The sequence below is a fragment of the Bifidobacterium sp. W8110 genome, from assembly GCF_016101375.1.
GTDB classification, from domain to species: domain Bacteria; phylum Actinomycetota; class Actinomycetes; order Actinomycetales; family Bifidobacteriaceae; genus Bombiscardovia; species Bombiscardovia asteroides.
Genome location: NZ_JACFQO010000002.1, coordinates 372,180 through 398,004, shown reverse-complemented (window position 1 = coordinate 398,004; position 25,825 = coordinate 372,180). Strand labels below are relative to the sequence as shown.

The following is a 25,825-nucleotide window of genomic DNA, read 5'->3' as shown; positions in this document are numbered from 1 at the left end:
CCTTATTCAGCTCTCCTCAGGGCTTCTCTCCGTGACCGTTGCAACAGTCCGAAGCTACATCAAGTAAGCAGCCAGACCAATAGGATGGCTCTATAATCACTAACAACTTGAAGTCACGCATTCATCAACACGGATAGAAGAAAAAAGACGGTCATGCACCATATGATTGACGACAGTTTTCCATGTTTTATTTTCACCTTGCTTTCACATATATGGTAAAATTATATGAGTGGCCAAAGTTGTCTTCGGCGCGTGACTCGTCGGATGTTGGGGATTCTTGACAATATGGCTGCGATTCCTGGGGAAGGGGATCACACTATGCCTCGTCAGCACTCTGATATACCTATATCCGCTCGACCGGCTTTGTTGGTCAGCCTCCTGCTGGCCATCATCCTGCCCGCAAGCCTCCTGGTCTGCACCTATGCCACAGCAGACAGCGCCACAACCGAATCCAGCGCGGCCCACGCGGTCGCGCCGACTACACCTGGAATTAGCGGGGAGGAGGGGGGTCGTGAAGCTGAACAAAAGTCCAGCAATCCTCCTGACACCACCACCCAGCCAACTGAAACAGCAAACATTCCAACAGCAACCGCTCCTACTTCACCATCTCCCCTGGCCACACCCTCCCCTCTGAATCCCACACAGCCGACCCCATCCATTTCCCCCACGCCGGACAAGACCAGCACTCCCAACGAGAAAGACAGCGCCGAGCTGCAGGCGCGCGCCTCCACAACGCACACTGTCACCTTCAGCAATCCCCAAGGCATCGACACAACACAAACCATAGCTGACGGAGAGCGTGTGAAACGTCCAGCGGATCCAACCCGAGACGGCTACCTGTTCGACGGCTGGTTCATCGGTTCAACACCCGTCGCCTACGATTTCAACCAGCCCGTCATCAACGATGTGAATCTCACCGCCCACTGGACCAAGGCAGATGCCTGGAGCATGAGCCCCGTGCAGGGGCCGGTCGCCGGCGGCACGAAAGTCACCCTGACCCCGCCCGGATCCCGAGGAATTCGCTTCAGCCAGGTCAGCGATGGAAGGGGGCACATTCTTGCAGTCGCCTCGGACGGCAACCTCTACGCCTGGGGAAGCAATGATCATGGCCAACTCGGCGACGGGACCACCACTGAACGTCATGAGCCGGTCCCGGTGAAGAAACCCCAGGGCGTATCCCAGGATTTTACCTGGGTCCAGGCCTCAGCCGGATACTTGTTCTCCGTGGGTCTGGGATCAGATGGCAAGCTCTACAGCTGGGGCGACAACACCTATGGTCAGTTGGGGAACAACACTACAACCGCGCATTACACCCCCGAACCTGTTAACTTGCCACAAAATGCCCCATCTGGGTTCACATGGAAGCAGGAAGCGGTAGGTAGCTTGCATGCTCTTGGCCTAGGATCTGACGGCAACCTCTACAGCTGGGGCAGCAACGATCATAACCAACTGGGGGACGGCACTACCACTGAACGGCATGCCCCCGTCCAGGTGAAGTTGCCAAACGGAGTACCCTCCGGATTCACATGGAAGCAGATGAGCGGATGGGGATGGCATTCTCTGGCCTTGGGATCGGATAACTGGATCTACGGCTGGGGTGCAAATACCCGTGGCGAAGTAGGTACAGGATCAATCACCGATAATAAAATTACGCCCGTCCGAATTGCCACACCGCAAGGTGTTCCCTCCAATTTCACCTGGAGACAATTCCAAATGGGGGACTACTACTCGCAAGCTATCGGATCCGATGGCAACATATATACATGGGGTTACGGCGGAAACGGCAACGTTGGCAATGGACTCACCGTCGATGTGTACGGCCCAACTCAAGCGCATAAACCCAATGGAGTGCTACCTAATTTCTCTTGGAAACAAGTAAGCCTCCTATCTGTTGCATCACTGGCCATTGGCTCAGACGGAAACCTCTACTCCTGGGGTGCCAATAACAATGGCCAGCTGGGCGACAACACCACTACCCAGCGAAACACCCCTATCCGGGTTGCTGCGCCACAGAACGCGCCAACTGGACTGACCTGGGTTCAGGCAAGCGCCGGTTGGGACAACAACTCCTTCGGCTTGGCCTCAGACGGCAACCTGTACTCCTGGGGCAAAAACGCCAACGGTCAGCTGGGCGACAACACCACCAACGACCGGCATATCCCCGGCCGAGTGAACATGCCCGGTACTACCACAGTCACTGCGGTCAGCTTCGGTGGAACGGCGGGCACAAACATAACCAGGAACGCTGACGGCACATGGAGTGTCACCACGCCTGCGCATGCGCGAGGAAAAGTGGACACAGCCGTCTCATGGACTTTGAACGGCCAGCAGCCGGACGCCCACCTGGCCTACAGATACCTGGACTCCTACACCGTCACTTTCACCAGTGCGGACAGCTCCTGCCCGACACCCTCCGCCATGCCTCAAAGCCAGACCGTCACCGAAGGCAGACAGGCCAAACGCCCCTCCCCCGATCCGAAAGCAAACGGCTGCCTGTTCGACGGATGGTTCACCAAGGACGCCAACAACGACTCCAAGATCGCCTACGACTTCAGCCAGCCCGTCACCGGCAACATCACCCTGGCCGCCCACTGGACCAGAACGGACACGCGCTGGGCCCTGAACCCCGACAAGGGCAACGTGCTCGGCGGCCAGCATGTGACCATCACCCCGCCCACCATCAACCGGGGCATCCGCTTCAACCAGGTCAGCGCCGGAGGCTCCTTCTCCATCGGCGTCGCCAGCGACGGAAACGCCTACGCATGGGGCAGCAACAAATACGGGCAACTTGCTCAGAAACCGGCCGACGTCAGCATGCAAAAAACTCCTATCAGAATCCCCCTGCCCGACGGCGCGGATTCCAGCTTTACCTACACGCAAATTACAGCCGGTGACTCGCACGTCCTGGCCATCGGATCAAACGAAATCGTATATAGCTGGGGACGCAACGACCACGGGCAGCTGGGTGACGGCACCACCACGGACCGGTACAATCCCCAGCCCGTCAAGGACACCGGCGGCCAGCCTTTCAAAGCAGTCCAGGTCAGCGCGGGCGTGGCAGACTCGGCCGCCATCGATTCTGAAAACCGCGTCTACACCTGGGGCAGCGAAAGCACTGGCAAGGGCCAGACGCCCGCGTACAGCACGACCCGGAAGAACCCGACTCCAGCCGCTGACCCGGACAATCCGGGACAGACCTTGCATGCGGTCCAGGTCAGCCTCAACTGGAGCTTCGTCATGGCCCTGGATGCTGATGGCAACGTGTACACCTGGGGATACAACACGAACGGCCAGCTCGGCAACGGCACCAGCGACAGCACCAGCTACGCATCCAACCCAGCCCGACTGCCCAGCCAGTCCTTCCAGGCCTCCCAAATCAGCGCAGGAAGCTGGCATGCCTTGGCCATCGATACGGACGGAAACACCTGGGCCTGGGGATACAACGGGTACGGGCAGTTGGGCGACGGCAGCACCAGCGACAAATACAAGCCCCAAACCGTGCAGAACCCTACTAATACCAGCCAAAGCCTTAAAGCCACCCAGATCAGCGCGGGTGTGAACCACTCCCTTGTCGTCGACCGGGACGACAGCCTCTGGGCATGGGGCTGGAACAGCAACGGGCAGCTGGGCATCGGCAACACCGTCAATCAGACCAAGCCTGCGACCATCAAGGACCCCGCCAACGAGGCCCAGACATTCAAGGCCGTTCGGAGCAGCGCCGGACAACTCCATTCACTGGCCATCAGGCAGGACGGCAACCTCTGGGCCTGGGGAGACAACCAATACGGCCAGTTGGGGAATAATCAAACGGCAACCAGGAACACGACCCCCATGCCGGTTGCATTCGATCCGACGCCTTTGGTCCTTACTGGCGTCAGGTTCGGCGGCATGGCCGGGACCAGCCTGTACCGGAACGCTGATGGCACCTGGAGCATCACCAACCCGCCCCACGACGCAGGGCCCGTCGACGTGGCCATCGACTGGACCATCGACCAAGCCGCGCAGACGACCGCCCACCTGGGCTACACCTACGAGGGCATCCTGCCCAGGGCCGGCAGCACCGGCCTCCTGGTCCTGCTCGCCGCAGGACTGCTCGCCGCCGCCGGCGCCACAGCAGCGGCCTCCCACCAGCGAGAAACCAGCAGCCGCCGGCACTGAGCTCTTTGCCCGAGTAAGCGGGGTGACTCTGCAAAACCCCAAGATCGCAGAGTCACCCCATTTCTTTAATCTGCTGCTTTGATCTCAAGCTGGAGCTTCCTCGCAAGCAGGGCCATCATTCTTCTGTCATAGACCAGCTACTGTATACGCCAGCTATTGTCATCGCCTGCCAGGTCCCTGAAGGTTGGCGCCTACGAAATCGCTAAGCCAGGGTAACGGCCAACCGGAGGCACAGCGGCATGGACAGGATCGTGTCCCGCTCAAGCTTGAAATCCCCCGAGTCTTCTTCATTGAAGAGCAATTATCGGATTCCCAACACTGCTAAGGAAAAGCATAGTTCTTCCAGGCGGTCCGAGGCGTATATCCCCGCCTCGCCACGCCAGAATCCCGCTGCCTTCGAAAAGCATGATGAAACTTGGTTGTTAACGATGTTATTATAGTTAACGTTGTTAAACAACAATAGTCAGGAGGTATATCTTGCAACCCGCAAAAAACGATTCAGGGAAATACGCCCTGTCCTGTTGCCAGGTGCGTAAATCATTCGGGAGCAGGCAGGTGCTCAAGGGTGTGGATCTTCAGGTCAGGCGCGGCAGCATCTTGGGTCTGCTGGGTAGGAATGGAGCAGGCAAGTCAACCCTGATCTCGGCCTTGACCGGGCTGGGCGAGCCGGACTCAGGCCACATCTCAGTAGAGGGGCGCAACCCTTATCGAACCCCCTCGCGCATCTTCGGCCGGGTAATCGGACTTGCTCCCCAAGACCTGGGCATCTATCCCCATCTCAGTGTCCGAGACAACCTACGTGGCATGGCCGGCCTGCAAGGGCTGAACACCAAGCAGGGCAGCAGAAGGGCCGACGAGCTGATGGAGCTCATGGGGCTGGGTTCCCAGTCAGGAACAGCAGCCGAGAATCTATCGGGAGGGCAGAAACGTCGCCTTCACACCGCCATGGCCATGGTCCACAATCCCCCGGTGCTCTTCCTGGACGAGCCCACTGTTGGGGCGGATGTGGAGGCCCGCTCCAGAATACTGGACATGGTCAAGGCCATGAGCCGACAGGGCACCACCATCATCTACACCACCCACTACCTCAAAGAATTGGAAGAGATGGGCGCGGACCTGGCCTTCCTGATCGACGGGCGGATCCAAGTCCGGGGCTCCCTGCAGGAGGTACTCCATAAATATGCCCGGGCATCCCTGCGTATCTCATTCGTCGGCCCTGCCCCAGGCCAGGTCCCGGGATGGCGGACGGCAGACGGCTTCCTGGAGCCCGATCACCCGGTGTCCAGTCCAGAGCAGGAGTTGGCCCGCCTCTTGCAGGAGCCGGTCATGAAAAGTGCCCGTCTGGCATCAATCACCATCGTCCAGCCTGACATCGAGTCGGCCTACATGACCGTCATGGGCACATCCTCAAGCGAGCCTGCCGGGTCACGAGCATGGGAAGACAGGTGAGCGCCGTGCATTTCAACGGATATTTAGCGACATTCCGCCTCAATTTCAAAATCGAGCTGCGAAGCATCTGGCTGCAGGTGGTCATCGTGGCCATTCCACTGATCGTCATCCCCTTCATGCTGCCCTCCTACCGGGACTCGCTGAGGGCCCAGGGGCATCTGGGCGCCAATGGATCCGAGCAGGCGCTTCCTGGGTTCGCCATCCTTTTCGCCATGTTTTCCCTGCAGCTGGTCCTCCAACTCTTCTTCCAGGAGCATGAATGGCACACCTGGGACAGGATGCGGGTGTCGGCGGTCTCCCTCTTCGACCTTGTCATGGCCAAACTGAGCGTGTCCTTCATGGTGCAGGTGGTCCAGGTCTCTCTAGTCATGCTGATCGGGACGGCGCTCTACCACTATCGGCCCAATGGATCAGTCCTGGCCCTGGCCGCGGTCTGCCTGGTCATTTCGATTGTGCTGACCCTCTTCGGCCTGTTGCTCTACATCTTCTCGTCCTCCCAGAACATGGCCATGTCCTTCAACGACATTCTTGGCATGCTCCTGGCTGGCATGGGCGGAGCCCTCAGCCCTGTCTCCGGATTCCCGGACTGGGCGCAGAAGCTGGCCAAGGGCAGCCCCGTCTACTGGGCCATGGATGCCATAGGAAAAATCAATTTCGACCATGCCGGAATGGCGGATGTATGGCCTGACCTGCGTATCCTGCTGGCCTTCCTGCTCGCCCTGGCTCTCCTGGCAACGGTACTATTCAAGAGAGGAGTACAGCGGAAGGAGTGAGGAAGCATGGCTGACCCACCCAAGGCACCCGTCAAGACGTCGCTCAACCGAGACTACATTCTGCGCTCTGCCCTATATTTCGTCGACGAGCACGGACTGGAGGCCCTGAACATCCGCGCCTTGGGCAAGCAAATGGGGGTGTCAGGACCAGCCATCTACCGCCATGTACCCAGCAAGGCCGCCCTGCTTGATGGAATCGTCGAGCTCATCTGGCAGTCAGCCACCGACCTGGACTCCATACCCCAGGACATGGGATGGCGGCAAGCGCTTGAAGATGTCATGCTTCAGGTTCACCGGACGCTGCTTTCGCATCCCCGGGCGCTCCCGCTCATGGCCACGCATCCCATCAACACCGACCAGTCCTTCCACATGGTCAGCACCTGGTTGAACCAGCTGACCGCCCATGGGCTCAAGGTCGATTCCGACACCATCCACCTGCTCAACAGCCTTGCCGGACTGACCCTGGGCAGTGCCATCGCCCAGGCCTCTCCCCCGGTCGGCGGTGCGGGTGGCCAGACCAATACGGATCTGGTCAAAAGACTGGCTGAAGACACCCAAGGATTCGATGACCTGAAGACACTCTTTGCTTCTACGGACGACGGAATTAGTGCCCTTATGGAGGCCAGCTACCGCAAGGGCCTGCACGCCCTGATCGCCGGTTGGCCTGCCTGATTAGTGGCCAATGGATCATTCCCAGTCACGCACCCATAACACGCACGCATAAACTTCATGTTCTACTCAGAATCACTTCCCCGACATTCCACCTGAGAGAACCTTATCGGCACGTAGTATAGTTGAAAGACGCAAGGCTTCCTGCTTGTACCCTCGCACAGAGGGATGGGGATATACGCAACGTCAGGGAAGCCTCCAAGGGTATTTCAACCGGTAGGGGCCGGTGGGTCAGCCTTTGGGGAAGGGGATCATGCTTAATAGGTGTCAGCATCAGCACATGTCGATCAGACCGGCCGCGGCCGTCAGTCTTCTGCTATCTTTCGTCCTGCCTCTAGGCCTCCTCGCCGGCACCAGCGCCGATGCCAGCACCACCGCCAGCGAGCCTGCTGTGGCCGGCGCGAGCGCGCCAGCCATAGCAGGAGGCACCGGGGGGGGGGGGGGTCGTCAGACCCCTCGCGTAGCTAAGCAAAATTCCGGTATTTCCCCCAGTAAGGCAACGCCTTCAACCACACCCCTCTCTACGCCATCACCCCTATCTACAACCTCCCCGCTAAATACAGCGCAGCTACCGTCACCCACCATCCCAGCACCTAATAAAAGAATCGCGACCGACGAAGATTTAAACGGCCGATCACAGCCACGCTCATCCGCTCAACATACCGTCACCTTCAACGACCCTGAACAGCAAACCAGCACAGAACAAAAAATCACGGACGGAAACCGTGTAAGCCGACCCGTCAATCCATCAAGAATCGGCTATGTATTCGACGGATGGCTCATAGGAGACACACCCGTCGCCTATGACTTCAGTCAGCCGGTCACCGGCGATATCACCCTGACAGCCCACTGGATACAAGGCTCCAGCTCATGGAGCCTCGATCCAGTCCATGGACCAGCAAGCGGCAACACCAAGGTCACTCTTACCCCGCCCGTCATACCCAATATTCGGTTCAGTCAGATCAGCGCGGGAAATAACTTTGCTGTGGCATTGGGATCAGACGGCAACATCTACAGCTGGGGCTCCAACCAGAAAGGGCAGCTTGGTCGAACAGCCAGCAGCAGCCTATACGATCCCAATCCCACACCCGGTAAGGTCGACAGACCCGCAAACGTACCATCCGACTTCACCTGGGTTCAGGTCAGCGCAGGAAACACTTTTGCCTTGGCTCTCGGTTCTGACGGCATTCTCTATAGTTGGGGAGACAACGACTTATATGAGCTTGGACGCGATGGTGTTTACAATCTCTTCGGCGGTGACCAGACACCAAGGCCTGTAGACAAGCAGGACACCATCAAATTCACCCGCATCAAGGCAGCGGCAAACCACGCCATGGCTTTTGATTCCCTTGGAAATCTCTACAGCTGGGGATGGAACGAGTATGGGCAACTGGGTCATGATGGTGGAACTCAGCAAGTCAAAGAACCGGCTAAGGTCGACAAACCCGCGAATGCATCATCCAACTTCTCCTGGATTCAGGCAAACGGAGGGTTCTACGATACGATTGCGATCGGTTCAGACGGCAACCTCTACAGTTGGGGGAACAACGACTTTGACCAACTAGGCCGCGACACCACTGATACAAGGAAGAATCCCATCCCCGGCAAGATTGACAAGCCTGCAGGTGTTCCCAGCGACTTCACATGGCTCCAGACGGGTTCAGCCCATTACAATTCCATGGCTTTGGGCTCGGATGGAAATATCTATACCTGGGGTTCGGATCTTCAAGAAGTCATGCTGGGACGCGACCTGAGCCTCAATGCAGCCAATCGTCCGGCAGCTGTCTATAAACCGGCAAACGTCAATTACATTGACTGCATGACGACTGACTACCACTCCATGGGGCTCGGCTCAGACGGCAACCTTTACAGCTGGGGAACGGGAGGCGACGGCGAGCTCGGGCACGCCACCCCGGTAAGCGGCCCGGGAATTGTGACCAAGCCAGACAGTGGCAAGGATGACTTCACCTGGAAGCAGGCCAGCATAAACAACGGCTATACCATGGGACTGGGCTCAGACGGCTACCTGTATACCTGGGGCTTCAACTATTACGGCGAGCTAGGGCACGGCGCCGCCGGCGATAAAGAACGCGGAGTGGTGTCGACGCTCGGCACACCCGACCTCACTGGCATTAAGTTCGACGGAACCACTATTAAAGACCTGTCAAAGAACACGAATGGCAACACCTGGAGCGCCACTGCCCCGCCACATGCAAAGGGCAAGGCGGATGTGACCGTCCAATGGACCATAAATGGGGCGTCGCAGCCGGATGTGCATTTGACCTATCGATATGATGGACCAAAATACACCGTCTCCTTCAGCAACAAAGACAAGTCCTGTCCGGCCTCTTCCGACATGCCCCAAAACCAGTCTGTCACTGAGGGCGGGCAGGCCGTGCGCCCATACCCCGATCCGAAGACGGACGGCTGTCTGTTTGATGGCTGGTTCATCAAGGATGCCAATGGTGATTCCAAGGTCGCCTATGACTTCAGCCAGCCTGTCACCGGAGATGTCGCACTAATCGCGCATTGGAGTCAAACCAATAGCGGCGGATGGTCGATCAACCCGATCAAGGGCAGCTCGATGGGCGGCCAGCAGGTAACCATCACGCCGCCCAAAACCAGCCGGGGCATCCGCTTCAACCAAGTCAGTGCAGGTGGCTACCAGATGAGTGATGCCATGGGCTTCTCCGTAGGAGTGGCCAGCGATGGGAACGCCTATGCCTGGGGCAGCAACCAGCATGGTCAGCTCGGCATCGGCAACACAGCCAAGCAGAACAAGCCGGTCAAGATCCCCCTGCCGGACGGCGTGGACTCCACCTTCACCTACACACAGGTCGTAGCAGGCGGCTTCCACGTGCTTGCCATAGGCTCCGACCAAATCGTCTACAGCTGGGGCGCCAACGACCACGGCCAACTGGGCGACAACACAACCGTCGACCATTCCACGCCACATTCCGTGCCGGACCCGTCCGACACAAGCCGGCCTTTCAAGGCCGTCCAAGTGAGCGCCGGTGCCTATGACTCGGCCGCCATCGACCTAAATGGGAACGTCTACACCTGGGGCAGCGAAGGCAACAGCTGCGACGGTAACTTCAATCCCAGCTTCACCCAGCCACAGAAGACACCTGCCCCAGCAGCCGCCCCTGACGGCTCCGGCCAAGGACTGCAGGCGGTGCAGGTCAGCCTCGGATGGAGCTTCATCTTGGCTCTGGACGCGGACGGCAACGCATACGCTTGGGGATACAACAACTACGGTCAGCTCGGCAACAACAGCACCAGCAGCACATACACAGCCACACCAGCCAAGGTGCGCGACCCGAACAGCCCCGAGGACCCTAATAAAGGACTGCAAGCCACTCAAATCAGCGCAGGCACGGACCACGGCCTCGCCATCGACAAGAATGGGGCCGTCCTGAGCTGGGGGCACAACAATTCCGGCCAATTAGGGAACGGTTCCACCTACGACCAGCCCGTCCCCAAACCGGTGAAGAATCCCGGCAGGACAGGCAACTTCACCGTGGTAAGCATCAGCGCAGGAGTCATATACTCTCTGGCCGTCGACAGCGCAGGCAACGCCTGGGGATGGGGATACAACGCCTATGGGCAAGTGGGCAACGGCGACGTCTATCCACTGCAAACGCCTACAAAAGTGCTGAGCACCGACTCTTCCGCCAACACCAGCGAATCCCTGCAGGCCATGCAAATCAGCGCAGCCCAATATCATTCCCTGGCCATCGGCCGGGATGGCAACGCTTACGCCTGGGGCGACAACACATACGGCCAACTCGGCAACAGAAGCCTGCAGCAGAGCCGTAAGCCGACCTCAGTGGCCTTCAATCAGGCACTGCTGATCACCAGTGTCAGATTCGACAAGACGGTGGTCAACTCCCTGTTGCAGAACCCTGATCAGTCCGTTTCCCTGACCACCCCTGCCCACAATCCGGGACAGGCCGATGTGATCGTGGACTGGACCCTGGGAGGGATCATGCAGCCTCAAGCGCACCTGGCCTACACCTACGAAGGCATGTTGCCGCACGCAGGCAGCAGCGGGACCTTGATCTTGCTGGCGGCTGGAATGCTCGCCGCTGCTGGCGCTGCAGCAGCGGGACGCCACCGGCGCGAATCCCGCAACCTGCGAAGCTAGAGACTTCACACGAGTAAGCAGCCGGACCATACCCCAAGATGGCCCGACCACACAGGGTGGCCCCGCAGTCCCCAACACAGCGGAGCCACCCACCCTCCCCCTTCAACACCAGCGCCAAAAGGGAAACCAGGCAATTTAGACACCCAGAAGGGAACAACTGGTCGCCTGCACTTCCGCCGAATTCCAGTCCCGCAGTCAATGTGTGTAGAGCGTGGTAGCATGATGAGATAGAAGCCGGGACCGTTCCCGGCGTGCAGCTCGTTTTTCTTGGGATTTTTATTAACGGGCCGTTGATTTTGAGGAAGGGGATCGCACCCATCATGCGTCATTGTCGGAAAAAGCAGATCCGGTCATCCACTGTAGCTGGCCTTCTGCTCGCGATTATCCTGCCTACCAGCCTTCTGACTGGCCTTGCTGCCACTGCCGAGCCAGTCACGAACGATTCCAGTGCAGCCAGCGCGAGCGCGCAGACTGCTCTGGAAGGCACCGGGGGGGGGGGGTCGACCGACCGCTCGGGTAGATAAGCAAAACCCCGGCACTTCCTCCACCACCGTAATCTCGCAGAGCCCGTCAACAAAACCCGCGACACCTTCTTCACCTGCAGCAACACCAAACACATCAACAACACCATCAACGCCTTCCACTGCCCCAGGCACATCGGAATCGCCGTCGGCTACTACCGCACCCCAGAATCCCACCAAACCGACTCCCTCTTCCGACTCCTCCCCTGCTCCTACGGCCACCCCATCTGACAGTGATTCCAATAATGCTGACAAGGCAGACGAAAGCAACGGAAACTCGGTCCAGCCACGCTTGGCCACAACATACACAGTAACTTTTGACAGCACAATAGGTTCGTCAACACAAAAGTCAACGCTCAGCCGTGGAAGCAGGGTGGTACGTCCCCCAGACCCCTACTGCAAAGGCTATTCCTTTGTCGGCTGGTTCATTGGGGATGTCGCTTATGACTTTACCCAGCCCGTCACCGAAAACCTCACGCTGACAGCCCGCTGGGTCAAGGGTCTCAATTCCTGGAGTCTCAGCCCCAACCATGGTCCTGCCACCGGCAACACGACAGCAACCCTGACCCCGCCGGCCATAGGAGATATTCGCTTCAGCCAGTTCAGCGCAGGAAAAGACTTTTCACTAGCCCTTGACTCGCTCGGAGTGCTATACAGCTGGGGCAACAACAGCGAGGGGCAGTTGGGACGCACACCCACCGCCAGCGAACCTGCCAATCGGCCTGGACGAGTAGACGTTCCAGGTGGCACCCGCTTCATCCAGGTCAGCGCAGGAGACGAATTTGTTGTGGCCATCGATATCAGTAACCATCTATACAGCTGGGGAAGCAATGAAAAAGGCCAGTCAGGACTAGGTCTCGTCCACTCATCAAGTCCCGTGCCAAATCAGGTGGTCCCATCTACAAATTCCTCCAAAAGCTTTGTTCAAGTCAGCGCAGGACCAAACTATGCGCTGGCCACATGCTCGGACGGAACTGTGTACAGCTGGGGAGATAACAGCAGCGGCCAGCTGGGACGCGAAACCGACGAACTCCATGGTGACTCGTCGACTTATGGGCACGCGTACCCGAACCCAATACCGCTTCCAAAAGGCGTAAAGTTCACCCAGGTGTCCGCGGGCGGCACGGCTTCCTTTGCACTCGCCTCTGATGGCAGCGTCTACAGCTGGGGAGACAACAGCAACAGCCAGCTGGGACGCACCCCCACCGCCAGCGAACCTGCCAATCAGCCATACAAGATGGATACTGCGGACGGTTTGAGCTTCACCCAGGTCAGCGCAGGATACCGCCACACACTGGCTATTGATTCAGATGGCAATGCATACAACTGGGGGTATGGCAGCACCAGCCAGCCCAGCAAGGTAGCCCTGCCTGACGGCATCAGAACAAGGCAGGTCGGCGCGGGATACGACTACTCTCTGGCGACTGGTTCCGACGGCAACATCTATAGCTGGGGAGACAACAGCAGCGGCCAGCTGGGACGAGATACGGGTGGTGAAACCACAAACCAGCCAGACAAAGCGAACATGCCCGACGGCATCACCTATACTCAATTCAGTGCGGGGTACAGGCACATCCTGGCTATGTGCTCGGACGGCTACCTCTACGACTGGGGAGACGACAGCAGCGGCCAGCTGGGTGCCGGGAACACCAGCAGTGTGCCAGTTACCACACCAAACAAGGCCGACTTCCCACAAGCATTCAAATTCATCAGCGCCAAGCTGGATGGAACCCCGATTACCGACTTGACCAAGAACCAGAACGGCACCTTGAGTTTCCGCACCCCAGCGCACGAAAAGGGCCGGGTGGACTTAACAGTCGCATGGATCAGGAACGGCCATCAGCCCGATGCACACCTGCCCTACAAGTATGATGGTTCCACGTACACAGTCACTTTCGACGGTGCAGGCGGTACACCAACACCAGATGCCCAGCGGGTCATGGATGACGATCAGGTCGTCCGCCCCGACAAGGATCCGGCCAAGGACGGCTATCTGTTCGACGGCTGGTTCCTCAAAGACTCCAAGGGCGACTCCAATATAGCCTACGACTTCAATCAGCCCGTCTTCGGCGACATCACCTTGGTCGCCCACTTCAGTCCCGTCTCGCACTGGAACATCGACAAGAAGGAAGGACCGGAAACCGGCGGCCAGAGCGTCAAACTCACCCCGCCGCAAGGCCCACGTGGAATCCGTTTCTCTTGGATCCAAGCGGGACAGGATTTTTCCTTGGCTCTCGGTTCAGACGGCAACCTTTACAGTTGGGGAACAAATTATAATTACCAACTTGGACACACCCCCTCAGATAAGCCTGTCGTGGTGGAAACTCCCGCCGGAGTCCGCTATACCCAGGCCGCTGCAGGACAAAAGTTCGCCTTGGCCCTTGGCTCAGACGGCTATGTATATACCTGGGGAAGCAACGATTGTGAACAGCTGGGACGCAACACCTTCGCCAACAATCGCAATCCCCCAGACAAAGTGGCACCGCCTGCGGGAATCCACTACACTCGAGTCTACGCGGGCGATAGCTTCGCCTTGGCATTAGGCTCCGATGGCAACCTCTACGCCTGGGGAGACGATAGGGAAGGCGCACTAGGGCAAGGCAGGTCAGGATTAAAGAGCAGAGACCCTCTTAGAGTCGCTGCACCCGAAGGCATCACATTCACCCAGGTTTTCACAGGTCCATTCAGCAAGCATGTCCTCGCCCTGGGCTCGGACGGCAACCTCTACAGCTGGGGATACAACAATTCGTTCCAACTGGGCCGCCAACGTAGTACGACAACTGACCTATATGACCCTCTGCCCTACAAAGTAAAGGCCCCAACCGGCGTCACATTTACGCAAGCCAGCACGGGCCTGAACTTCTCGCTGGCTCTCGGCTCCGACAATAATCTCTACAGTTGGGGAGGCAACAACAAAGATCAGTTGGGAAACACGGAACTGATTTCTGCGACCCCTTCCAGGGTCGTCATGCCGTCAGGTGTTCATTTCACCCGGTTTGTGGCGGGAAGTTACTTTGCCCTCGCCACAGGATCGGACGGCAACCTCTACAGTTGGGGATACAACGATTGCGGACAACTTGGACGCACCACCAGCGGCAAATCCGACTATCTGCCCACCAAAGTGGACGCTCCAGCCGGCATCACCCTCATCCAGCCTCAGGCAGGAGGCAATCACTCTTCAGCCATAGGATCGGACGGCAACACCTACAGCTGGGGAAAGAACGACCAAGGTATGCTGGGACGCGACATCAGCGGTGACCATGATCCGACTCCAGGCAAGATCATTTTCCCTGGAGTCGGCATTCCCAAACTCGTTCAGTTCGGCAATACGAGCGGAATTTATCCGACAGCCAACAATGACGGCACTTGGAATGTGACCACGCCGCCTTACACACCAGGGCCGGTTACGGTAACCATCAACTGGACGCTGAACGGGGTTACGCAACTCCCCGACACCAGCAACACCTACCTGTACACCTCCATCAGCGTCCTGCCTCGGGCCGGCGGCACCGGCATATTCCTGCCCCTCGCCGTTGGTCTGCTCATCATCATGGCAACCATGGCAGCGCGACACCTGAGAAAGGACAGAAGCCTGAATCAGTAGACTTCGCACGAGTAAGCAGGCCCGGATTGCGTCTATCCCCAAATTATGACGATCCTGGCCCTACAGGGTGGCCCCGCAATCCCCCAACACAGCGGAGCCACCCTTCTTTATTCATTCGGGTGTTGCTCCCACTCTTGCCCGTCCGCGCATGATAGACTGCAATACAGCTGTCGGGATGGTCCCCGGCACACGTCTCGTGAAGCGACTTGGGGATTTTCATCATCGAGCCACCTGTTTGGGGAAAGGGGTTCGCAGCCATCATGCACCATAGGGATGCTTCTGCCCGGCCATGCATTGCCGCGAGCCTTCTGCTTGCCATCATCCTGCTCGCAAGTCTGATCATGGGCAGCCTCGCCACAGCCGACACCGACACCAACACCGACACCGACACAAGCCAGCCAACGCTGCAGACCACGCCGACGACACCCCGGTCCCCATTGACACCAACACCCTCGCCACTGAACACCACACCATCACCACTGAACACCACACCCGAACACGATCAAACACCTGACAGCCGCCCCCAGGCACGCTCAACAAGGCACACCGTCACCTTCGACAGCGCCGACGGCAGCAGCATCGACCCTCAAAACGTCGATGACGGCGCACTGGCCAGCCGGCCCGCCAAGGACCCGACCCGGGACGGCTACCTGTTCGACGGCTGGTTCACCGGCAATCTTGCCTACGACTTCACCCAACCCGTCACTGCAGACCTCACCCTGACCGCCCACTGGACCAAGGGAACCAGTGCCTGGAGCCTCTCCCCCACCTCCGGGTCAGCCGCCGGAGGCGACAAGATCACCTTGGTCCCACCCGCCAAACCCGGCGTACGATTCAGCCACATCAGCTCGGGTCTATGGCATACCTTGGCGATGGGCTCGGACGGCAACCTCTACAGCTGGGGACAAAACAAAGCAAGTCTGGGACGCGACACCAATGAGATACCAGCCACCGCACCGAGCAAGGCACCAGAAGGCACCCCAGGCCTGGTCACCCCGCCGACCGGCGTCCACTTCACCCAGACCAGCGCAGGAATGAGCCTTTCCCTGGCCATGGGCTCGGACGGCAACCTCTACAGCTGGGGACTAAACGACAACGGGCAGCTGGGACGCAGCACCACCATCACGCCAGCTGACAGACCGGGCCTGGTCACCCCGCCGACCGGCGTCCACTTCACCCAGTTCACCGCCGGATACTCGCAATCCCTGGCCATCGGCTCGGACGGCAACCTCTACAGCTGGGGAGACAACAGCCGAGGCCAGTTGGGACGCGACACGGGATCAGAGACCTACGACGCCACGCCAGGCAGAGTGTCAATGCCGACAGGCATCACCTGCACCCAGATCAGCGGGGGAACCTTCTATTCCCTGGCTCTGGGCTCGGACGGCAACATTTACAGCTGGGGAGACAACACTCAGGGCGAACTCGGACGCAACACCAACAGCGAACAGCCAGGAACCCTGCCGAACAAAGTGATCCTGCCGAAAGGCGTTACGAAATACACCGCGATTGCCGCACAGGGATGGTGTTCTCTGGCCATGGGCTCAGACGGCAACCTCTACAGCTGGGGTTACAACAGCTACGGCCAGATGGGACGAGATACCGACACGCCAACACAAAACATCGATCCAGGCAAAGTGACGCTGCCCCCAGGCGTCACGAGATTCACCCAGTTCGGCGCAGGAAACCAACACACCCTGGCCGTAGGCTCGGACGGCAACCTCTACAGCTGGGGAAGCAACAAATTCGGCCAGCTGGGACGCGACGCCAACAGCTTGAGAAATGCCACACCGGGCAAAGTATCCCTGCCGGCAGGCATCAGCTGCATCCAGATCAACGCAGAAAATACCTCCTCCCTGATCCTAGGCTCGGACGGCAACCTCTACAGCTGGGGAGACAACAGCCGAAGCCAGTTGGGACGCACGACCACTGGTCATTCTGACGCCGACCCCGGCACAGTCACATTCCCCGAGGATCCCAGACCCGTCAGCGTCAGCTTCGGCGGGACGCCCGGCACCAACCTCATCGCCGAGTCGAACGGCACCTGGAGCGTCACCACGCCCCAGCATGCAGCAGGCAAGACCGATGTCACCATCATCTGGGGCATGAACGGCCAGCAGCCCGACACCCACCTGACCTACCGATACATGAACGCCTACCATGTCACTTTCTCTTCCGACAGTGACTCCCCTACAGCACCCTCGGGCATGCCCGGACCCCAGTCCGTCACCGAAGGCAGGCAGGCCACACGCCCGATCGCAGACCCGACCAAAGACGGCTGCCTGTTCGACGGCTGGTTCCTCAAGGACTCAAAAGGCGAATCCAAGGTGGCTTATGACTTCAGCCAGCCCGTCACCAGCAGCATTACCCTGGTCGCCCATTGGAGCCCTGCAGACATCGGCAGCTGGGCGATCAGCCCGAATAATGGCGATGCCCAAGGCGGCCAGCAGGTGACCATCACCCCGCCCAAAACCAGCCGGGGCATCCGCTTCAACCAGATAAGCGCCAGCGATAATTTTGCCGGTTTTTCTATAGGGGTGACCAGCGATGGGAATGCCTACGCCTGGGGCGGCAACGACTACGGGCAGCTGGGCCAGGATCCGAGTACGACGGCCACACAGTACGCGCCGACCAAGGTCCCCCTGCCTGACGGCGCAGCTACCGGGTTCACCTACACGCAGGTCGCCGCAGGCGGAACCCACGTGCTGGCCATCGGCTCCGACCAGACCGTCTACAGCTGGGGACACAATCAATATGGCCAGCTTGGCGACGGCAGCACGCAAGACCACTCCAAGCCACAGCCCGTCAAGGGCCCAGACGGACAACCCTTCAAGGCCACCCAGGTGACCGCCGGCTTCACCGATTCGGCAGCCATCGACCTGAATGGGCGCGTCTACGTCTGGGGCAGCGAAACCAAGGACCAGGACACCTATAGCGCGCCCAAACTGACACCGTCCCTGGCCAAGGATCCCAGCGGCTCCGACAAGGGGCTGAAGGCGGTCCAGGTAAGCGCAAGATACAGCTTCCTCATGGCTCTGGACGCCGACGGCAACGTATACACCTGGGGATACAACAACCACGGACAGTTCGGCAACGGCCAAAGCACAGGAAAATACAGCACCGCATATGCTACCGACCCAGCCCCCGTGCCCGATCCCAAGAACGCCAGCAAGACCTTTAAGGCCAGGATGATCAGCAGCGGTGAAGTCCACGCACTGGCCATCGGTCAGGACGGCACAGCTTGGGCATGGGGAATGAACGCGGATGGCCAGATCGGCGATGGCACGCTGACCGACCGGTCCACACCCACGCAGGTAAAAAACCCTGCCGATGCCAGCCAGGGATTCCAGACCGCACAAATCATCGCCGGAGCCACATATTCGCTGGCTATCGACCAGAGCGGCACAGCCTGGGGATGGGGAGAAAACACCTTTGATCAGTTGGGCAGCAACCAGGGCACCTCCGAGCTGCTCGTCCCCTCACAAGTGTCACTCCCCGCAGGCCAGGACAACGCAGGCAAGGGGTTCGCGGTCGCGCGGATCAGCGCAGGATCGGCTTGTTCCCTGGCCATCGGTCAGGACGGCAACCTCTACAGTTGGGGATACGACTTCCGTGGGCAACTCGGCACGGGCAGCAACAACGGCACGAAGATCATTACGCCGACGCTGGTGGCGCTATATCCGCCGCCGCTGATTACCGGCGTCAGGTTCGACCAGACACCCGCCGGCAGCCTGCAGCAGAACGCGGACGGGTCGGTCACCCTGACCACGCCAGCCCACAATCCGGGACTGTCTGACGTGATCGTGGACTGGTCCCTGGGTCCCGCCAACCAGACCCCGACCCACCTCAGCTATACCTTCAAAGGCATCCTGCCCCTCACAGGCAACACGGGGGTACTCCTCCTGCTCGCCTCAGGCCTGCTTGCCGCCGCCGGCGCCCTGGCAGCCGGACGCCACAGGCATGAATTCACTTCGCTCGAGTAAACGGCCGGGCCGCATCCCAAGAACGGCCCGGCCATGATGGGTGGCTCCGCACCCCCCAACATCAGGGAGCCACCCATTTTCATTTTTACCTCTGCGCCTAGAGGAAAATATCGGCGTCCCAACTTGACATAATATTTTTTACTCGTTTTATCCGAGTGTTGCTCCCCTCCAGACCCGAACCTGCATGCTAGCGTTCTTTCTAGCTACCGGGAACGTGCCCGGCATGCGACCGATGAAAAAACTTGGGGTTTTCATCATCGGATTGCCTTACCTTGGGAAAGGGGTTTGTAGCGATCATGTGCCATCCGGACGTGTCTTCCCGGTCAGCCATTGTTGTAGACATTTTGAAAGTTATTGTCATTCTTCCAGCCAGCATGATTTTCGGCGGGCTCACTGCGGCCGACGCCATCGCGAAACCGATCGGCCCGGCCCAGCCGACCAGACTGGAAGAAACCGCAGCAGACCAGAAAACAGACGCATCCGTCGGTACCGCAGCCAGCCGTGCTCAGTCAGGTTCAACTTCGTACCAGGTCGTCTTCAACAGCGCAGACGGCAGCAGCATCGACTCCCAGAACGTCAAGGACGGTGCTTTGGCCAGCCGTCCCGAACAAGACCCGACCAGGGACGGCTACCTGTTCGACGGCTGGTTCGCCAAAGACGCCAAGGGCGACTCCAAGGTGGCCTACGACTTCACCCAGCCCGTCACCACGGATCTCACCCTGACCGCCCACTGGACCAAGGGCACCAGCGCCTGGAGCCTCTCCCCCGCATCCGGGAAGACCAGAGGATACGCCAAAATCACCCTGACCCCGCCCACCAAACCAGACATACGCTTCAGCCACATCATCCCGGCAAAAGAAGAAGGTTCCCAGGCCATCGCCTCGGACGGCAACCTCTACCGGTGGGGAGACAACAACTACAAATTGGAGACTCCTGAAGACGAAAAGCGCACGCCAAGCCTGGTCAACCCGCCGACCGGCGTCCACTTCACCCAGGTCAGCACAGGCTACTCCCATTTCCTGGCCATCGGTTCAGACGGCAATCTCTACAGCTGGGGGCACAATGCCGACGGAGAACTGGGACGCGAAACTGTCAGCACAACACCAAAAGACAACCCCCAGATAGACAATCAGCCGAAGCTGGTCACTCCACCGGCCGGCGTCCACTTCACCCAAGCATGTGCAGGCAAATGGCATTCCCTTGCACTGGGATCCGACGGCAACCTCTACAGCTGGGGAGAAAACAAGTACGGCGAACTTGGACGTGACACGGGTTCTGCCATATACGACGTCAAGCCAGGCAAGGTGAACTTGCCGAAGGGCATCACAAAAATCACTCAAATCAGCGCAGGAACCTTCTACTCCATGGCTCTGGACTCGGACGGTGACCTTTACAGCTGGGGCGACAACACTTATGACGAGCTGGGACGCTACGCCGGCGGATATCCCTTCCGTGACCGTTCACCGCGCAAGATGACCATGCCGGCAGGCGTCAAGAAATTCACTTGGATCAAGGCTGGAGAGTGGACATCCCTGGCCACCAGCTCAGACGGCAGTCTCTACAGCTGGGGATGGAACGAATATGGCCAGCTAGGACGCAACACCGCCCCGGCGAGACAAGACCGCACACCGCGCAAGGTGACCATGCCGGCAGGCGTCACGAAGTTCACCAAGGTCAGCGCAGAACACAGGCATTCCCTGGCTTTGGGTTCGGATGGCAACCTCTACAGCTGGGGACTAAACGATTGCAAACAGCTGGGCCGCGACACCGGGTCAGCCAAATACGACGTCAAGCCGGGCAAAGTGCCTACACCAGCAGGTGTCGCACAATTCACCGAGGTCAGCGCCGGCTATTCCCACTCCCTGGCCATCGGCTCCGACGGTAACCTGTACAGCTGGGGACAAAACAAGTATGGCGAACTGGGACGCCCCACCAGCGGCAAGTACGACAGCAGCCCCGGCATGGTCGCATTCCCCGAGGATCCCAAGCCCGTTAACGTGAGTTTCGGGGGGGCACCCGGAACCAACCTCGACCCCAACTCGGACGGCACCTGGAGCGTCACCACGCCCCAACATGACCGTGGCAGAGTTGATGTAGTCATCACCTGGAAGATGAACGGTGAGCGTCCAGATGCGCATCTGTCCTACAGATACCTGGACAATTACCTGATCATTTTCGACCCCGACGGTGGCAATGGGTTCGGTTTCCAAATCGTGACCGAGGGAAACCGACTGAAACCCCCCGCCAAGGATCCAACCAAGAATAAACACCTGTTCGACGGCTGGTTCGTCGGCAACACAGCCTATGACTTCAGCAGGCCGGTCACCGGCACGGCGACTCTGACCGCCCACTGGAGCAGTGCCGACAGCAACAGGTGGAAGCTCGACAAGGACAACGGGCCTGAGACCGGTGGCCAAACCGTCACGCTGACCCCGCCACCGGAACGCGGTATCCGGCTCAGCCAAGCCGATGCAGGAGACCTCCATTCCGCTGCCGTGGGCTCCGACGGCAGCCTCTACACCTGGGGGGACAACGACAGCCATGGGCAGCTGGGCCGCGACACCGCCGGCAAGCAGGACAGCCACCCGAGCAAGGCGGATACCCCTGCAGGCGTCAACTTCATCCATGTCAGCGCGGGCTACGGATTTTCAGTGGCCCTGGGCTCCGACGGAAGCCTCTACAGCTGGGGAGACAACGCCCACGGCGAGCTCGGGCGCACAGTCACCAGCGGCACCCCAGCCAACAGACCCAACAAGGTTGAGACCCCGGCAGGCATCACCTTCGTCCAGGCGAGCGCAGGAGGATCTCATGCCGTGGCTCTGGGCTCGGACGGCAACATCTACACCTGGGGTGACAACGGCACAGGCCGGCTGGGACGTACCGTCACCAGCGGCTCCCCCGCTGACAAGCCCGACAAGGCCGACACCCCGGCAGATGTTACTTTCACCAGTGTCAGTGCAGGCCAGGGCCACACGGTGGCCGTGGACACACAAGGCGAGATATACACCTGGGGAGACAACACCCACGGCGAGCTCGGGCGCAACACCACCAGCACTCCGGCAGACAAGCCCGGCAGAGCCGACACCCCGGCAGGCGTCAGCTTCACCCAGGCCAGCGCAGGCGGAAGCCACTCCGTGGCCGTAAGCGACGACGGCAGCCTCTACACCTGGGGCAATGCCGCCAACGGACGCCTGGGCCGCGACGCCAACAGCACTCCGGCAGACAAGCCCGGCAGAGCCGACGCCCCGGCTGGCGTCACCTTCACCCAGGCCAGCGCAGGAGGCAAGCATTCCATCGCCTTGGGTTCCGATGGCAGCCTGTACACCTGGGGCGACAGCGGCAAAACCTCGGCAGGCAGGCCCAACAAGGTGGATACCCCGGCAGGGATCACCTTCACCCAGGCCAGCGCAGGTGCATCGTACTGCCTGGCCCTGGGATCCGACGGCAACCTCTACAGCTGGGGAGACAACACCAACGGCCAGCTGGGCCGCGACACCACCTATACCAAGGACGACAGCCCGGCCAAGGACACTTTCCCCAGGCTTGGCATCCCCACGCATGTTCTGTTCGACAATATTGAAGTCTCCGACCTGACCAGGAACCCCGACGGCACCTGGACGGCGACCACGCCGGCGCACATGCCCGGCACGTCAACCGTCACCATCGACTGGAGGCTGAACGGAGCAGACCAGACCCCCGACACCAGCAATACGTATCGATACAACTCCATCAGCGTGCTGCCTAGGGCCGGCGGAGGCGGCCTGCTCCCCCTGCTCATAGCCGGGCTGCTCGCTTTCGCATGCGCCGCAGCAGCCAGGCGCCACCGGCTGGAAACCCTCAGCCGACAACAATAAAGACTTCCCTCGTGTAAGCAGGTCCGGGTTATCACTATCCCCAAACACAGGCCCGGACCACACGGGTGGCCCCAACTCCCCCAACGCAACGGGGCCACCCATATTCTTCCGCCAGACGGCTTTGGCATCGTATAGCGGCATTGCTGGAATGGACAATATATGTAGCGCTACAATTATCATCAGCAATGCCGCCGACTCAGCCATCGCAGACCTGTCCGAACGGCACTACAAGGAGGAGCCATGACCGACGCGCGCCATCAATCCCAGTCCGTGCAGGACCATACTGGGCCGGATGCCCGCTTCAACCCATCGCAGGTCCGCCTGACCCCCGGCAGCATCTACGCCGATGCACAGCAGGCCGGCGCGGACTACCTGTTGAGCCTGGATCCCGATCGCCTTCTGGCCCCCTACCGGCGCGAGGCAGGTCTAACCAACAAGGCGGATCCATACCCCAACTGGGAGTCCATGGGCCTGGACGGCCACATCGGCGGCCACTACCTGTCCGGGCTGGCGGCCTACTGGCAGACTCTGCAAACCTGGCCCTTCCTGGAGCGCGCCACCCGCATGCTGACAGGCCTGCTCGAGTGCCAGGAGGCCTCGGGCGACGGCTTTCTGGGCGGAATGCCTCACAGCGCCGAGCTCTTCCGGAACCTGCGGGAGGGCCAGGTGCAGGCCCAGTCCTTCGATCTGCTGGGCTCCTGGGTGCCCCTCTACAATCTGCACAAGCTCTTCGCCGGCCTGCTGGACTGCTGGCAGTCCTTCCAAACCAAGGGCGCCTCCGAAATGGCCCGCGTCATGGTCTTGCGCCTGGCCGACTGGTGGTGCGACCTGGCGGACAATATCGACGAACAGGATTTCCAAACCATGCTGACCTGCGAGTACGGGGGCCTGAACGAGGCCTTCGCCCGCCTCTATCAGCTGACCGGAAAGGACCGCTATCTCCACCAGGCCCGTCGCCTGACCGACCGCCCCTTCTTCGAACCGCTGGCCGCAGGCAAGGACCAGCTGACCGGCCTGCACGCCAATACGCAAATACCCAAGGTCCTGGGCTACGAGCGTCTGGCCGAGATCACCGGAGACGAGACCTTCCGCACAGCTGTGGACACCTTCTGGCATGGGGTGGTGGACAAGCGCACGGTCTCCATCGGAGCCCACTCCATCTCCGAGCATTTCAATCCGCCGGACGACTTCTCGGCCATGGTCACCTCCCGCGAGGGCCTGGAGACCTGCAACAGCTACAACATGGCCAAGCTGGCCCTGCGCCTCTACGACCGCACCGGACAGGCCCGCTATCTGGACTTCTATGAGCGGGTCCTGGTCAACCATCTGGTCTCCACGGTGGGCATCCGCGAGCACGGCTTCGTCTACTTCACCCCCATGCGACCCCGGCACTATCGGGTCTATTCCAGCGCCCAGCGTTCCTTCTGGTGCTGCGTGGGCACCGGCCTGGAAAACCACGCCCGCTACGGTGCCATGATCTTCGAGCGCCGACCCGGAAAGGATTCCGGCCAGGAATCCGAGGCCCTGGCGGTCAACCTCTTCATCCCCGCCAGCCTGGACTGGTCCCAGCGCGGGCTGCGGGTCAGCCTGGCCTACGCTCCCGGCCCCGGGACCACCAACCTGGGCCGAATCGATTTGGAGGCCGACGACCAAAGCCAGCAGACCCTGGACCTCGACATACGCCATCCCTGGTGGGTGGAGGATGCCGAGTACCGGATCGCGCAAGGCCAGGCGGACATGACCGTCGAGCCAGCGACGTCCGGTTCGGATGGCAGCCCCCGCTTCGACCACCTGCATCTGACCTGGAACGGCCGAGTTAGCCTGGAGCTGTGCCACCGGGTCCGGGTGACTGCCGAGCCCCTGCCGGACGGTTCGGACTGGGTCAGCCTGCTGCGCGGCGTCAAGGTCATGGCCGCCCGCAGCGACGATGCCGACCTGATTGGTCTGAAGGCCGACGACTCCCGTGCCGGGCACATCGCTTCCGGCCCCCTGCGTCCGCTGGGCGACCTGCCCGTGCTCCAGGGAGAACCCCAGGACTTCCTGCTGCCCCACCCCCAGGATGACGGCGCCATAGAGGTGGCCGTCTCCCGACCCATGGAGGGAAAACAAGGGTGGACCGATTCACGCCTGCTGCTGGTCCCCTTCACCTCCATCGAGGCCTCCCGATACTCTGTCTACCTGCCCTGGGCGCAGGATGGCGATAAGGACCGCGTTCACCGGGCCCTGGAAGAGACCGATGCACAGGAGCAGGCCCACGAGCTGCGGGTCTGCGACCGGGTGGACTGCGGGTCCCAGCAGTCCGAAATCGACCACGAGTATCAGGGCAGGAATGACCGGCAGGAGCTGATCGAAGGAATCAACACCCGTCACGCCCTGGCTGGAGGCTGCTTCTCGTACCGGCTGCGGGATGCCTCCGGCGGTGTGAAAATGCTGGAGGTGGCCATGCGGGACCAGGGCAGCGCTGCACCCTACTGGCTGCGGACGGAAGGCCTGGAATTGGGCCAGCCCGTAAGAAGCCGCGAAAACGGCAGAGTACTGGACCGTTACCCCCTGACCGGTCATGGATTGGATGCCCTGCCCGACCGGGCCGTCAGGGTGCAGATCCAGGCCGGAGCCGAAGGTCCCACCCCTGACCTGCTGACTCTGGCACTGATTCACGGTTGAAGG

9 protein-coding genes are annotated in these 25,825 nt (G+C 60.1%); all 9 read left to right on the top strand.

The features are described 5' to 3' along the window. Positions 1–318 precede the first annotated feature (318 nt). The 9 genes from H3T88_RS04680 (at position 319) to H3T88_RS04640 (ending at position 25,822) form a co-directional block, all read left to right on the top strand. Complete coding sequence (locus tag H3T88_RS04680) at positions 319–4,158, top strand: RCC1 domain-containing protein (protein WP_198203728.1); 3,840 nt, start codon at positions 319–321, stop codon at positions 4,156–4,158. Positions 4,159–4,635: 477 nt separating this feature from the next. Next, on the top strand, positions 4,636–5,607 hold the full coding sequence (locus H3T88_RS04675; protein WP_198203727.1) for an ABC transporter ATP-binding protein: 972 nt from the start codon (positions 4,636–4,638) through the stop codon (positions 5,605–5,607). Beyond that, positions 5,604–6,380, top strand: coding sequence for an ABC transporter permease (locus H3T88_RS04670; RefSeq protein WP_198203726.1), 777 nt, complete (start codon positions 5,604–5,606; stop codon positions 6,378–6,380). The genes H3T88_RS04675 and H3T88_RS04670 overlap by 4 nt, the downstream gene beginning before the upstream one ends. A 6-nt stretch (positions 6,381–6,386) precedes the next feature. Further along, positions 6,387–7,052, top strand: coding sequence for a TetR/AcrR family transcriptional regulator (locus tag H3T88_RS04665; protein ID WP_198203725.1), 666 nt, complete (start codon positions 6,387–6,389; stop codon positions 7,050–7,052). Positions 7,053–7,302: 250 nt separating this feature from the next. Continuing rightward, entirely contained in the window at positions 7,303–11,196 is a 3,894-nt protein-coding gene (locus tag H3T88_RS04660; protein ID WP_332461014.1) for an RCC1 domain-containing protein, read from the top strand. 447 nt (positions 11,197–11,643) lie between these two features. After that, a complete protein-coding gene (locus tag H3T88_RS04655; RefSeq protein ID WP_332461013.1) occupies positions 11,644–15,321 on the top strand; it encodes an RCC1 domain-containing protein in 3,678 nt (1,225 codons plus the stop codon). A 260-nt stretch (positions 15,322–15,581) separates the two neighbouring features. Next, on the top strand, positions 15,582–19,304 hold the full coding sequence (locus H3T88_RS04650; RefSeq protein ID WP_198203722.1) for an RCC1 domain-containing protein: 3,723 nt from the start codon (positions 15,582–15,584) through the stop codon (positions 19,302–19,304). Between the two features lie 374 nt (positions 19,305–19,678). Beyond that, a complete protein-coding gene (locus tag H3T88_RS04645) occupies positions 19,679–23,158 on the top strand; it encodes an RCC1 domain-containing protein (RefSeq protein ID WP_198203721.1) in 3,480 nt (1,159 codons plus the stop codon). A gap of 240 nt (positions 23,159–23,398) precedes the next feature. After that, entirely contained in the window at positions 23,399–25,822 is a 2,424-nt protein-coding gene (locus H3T88_RS04640) for a beta-L-arabinofuranosidase domain-containing protein (RefSeq protein WP_198203720.1), read from the top strand. Positions 25,823–25,825: the final 3 nt, after the last annotated feature.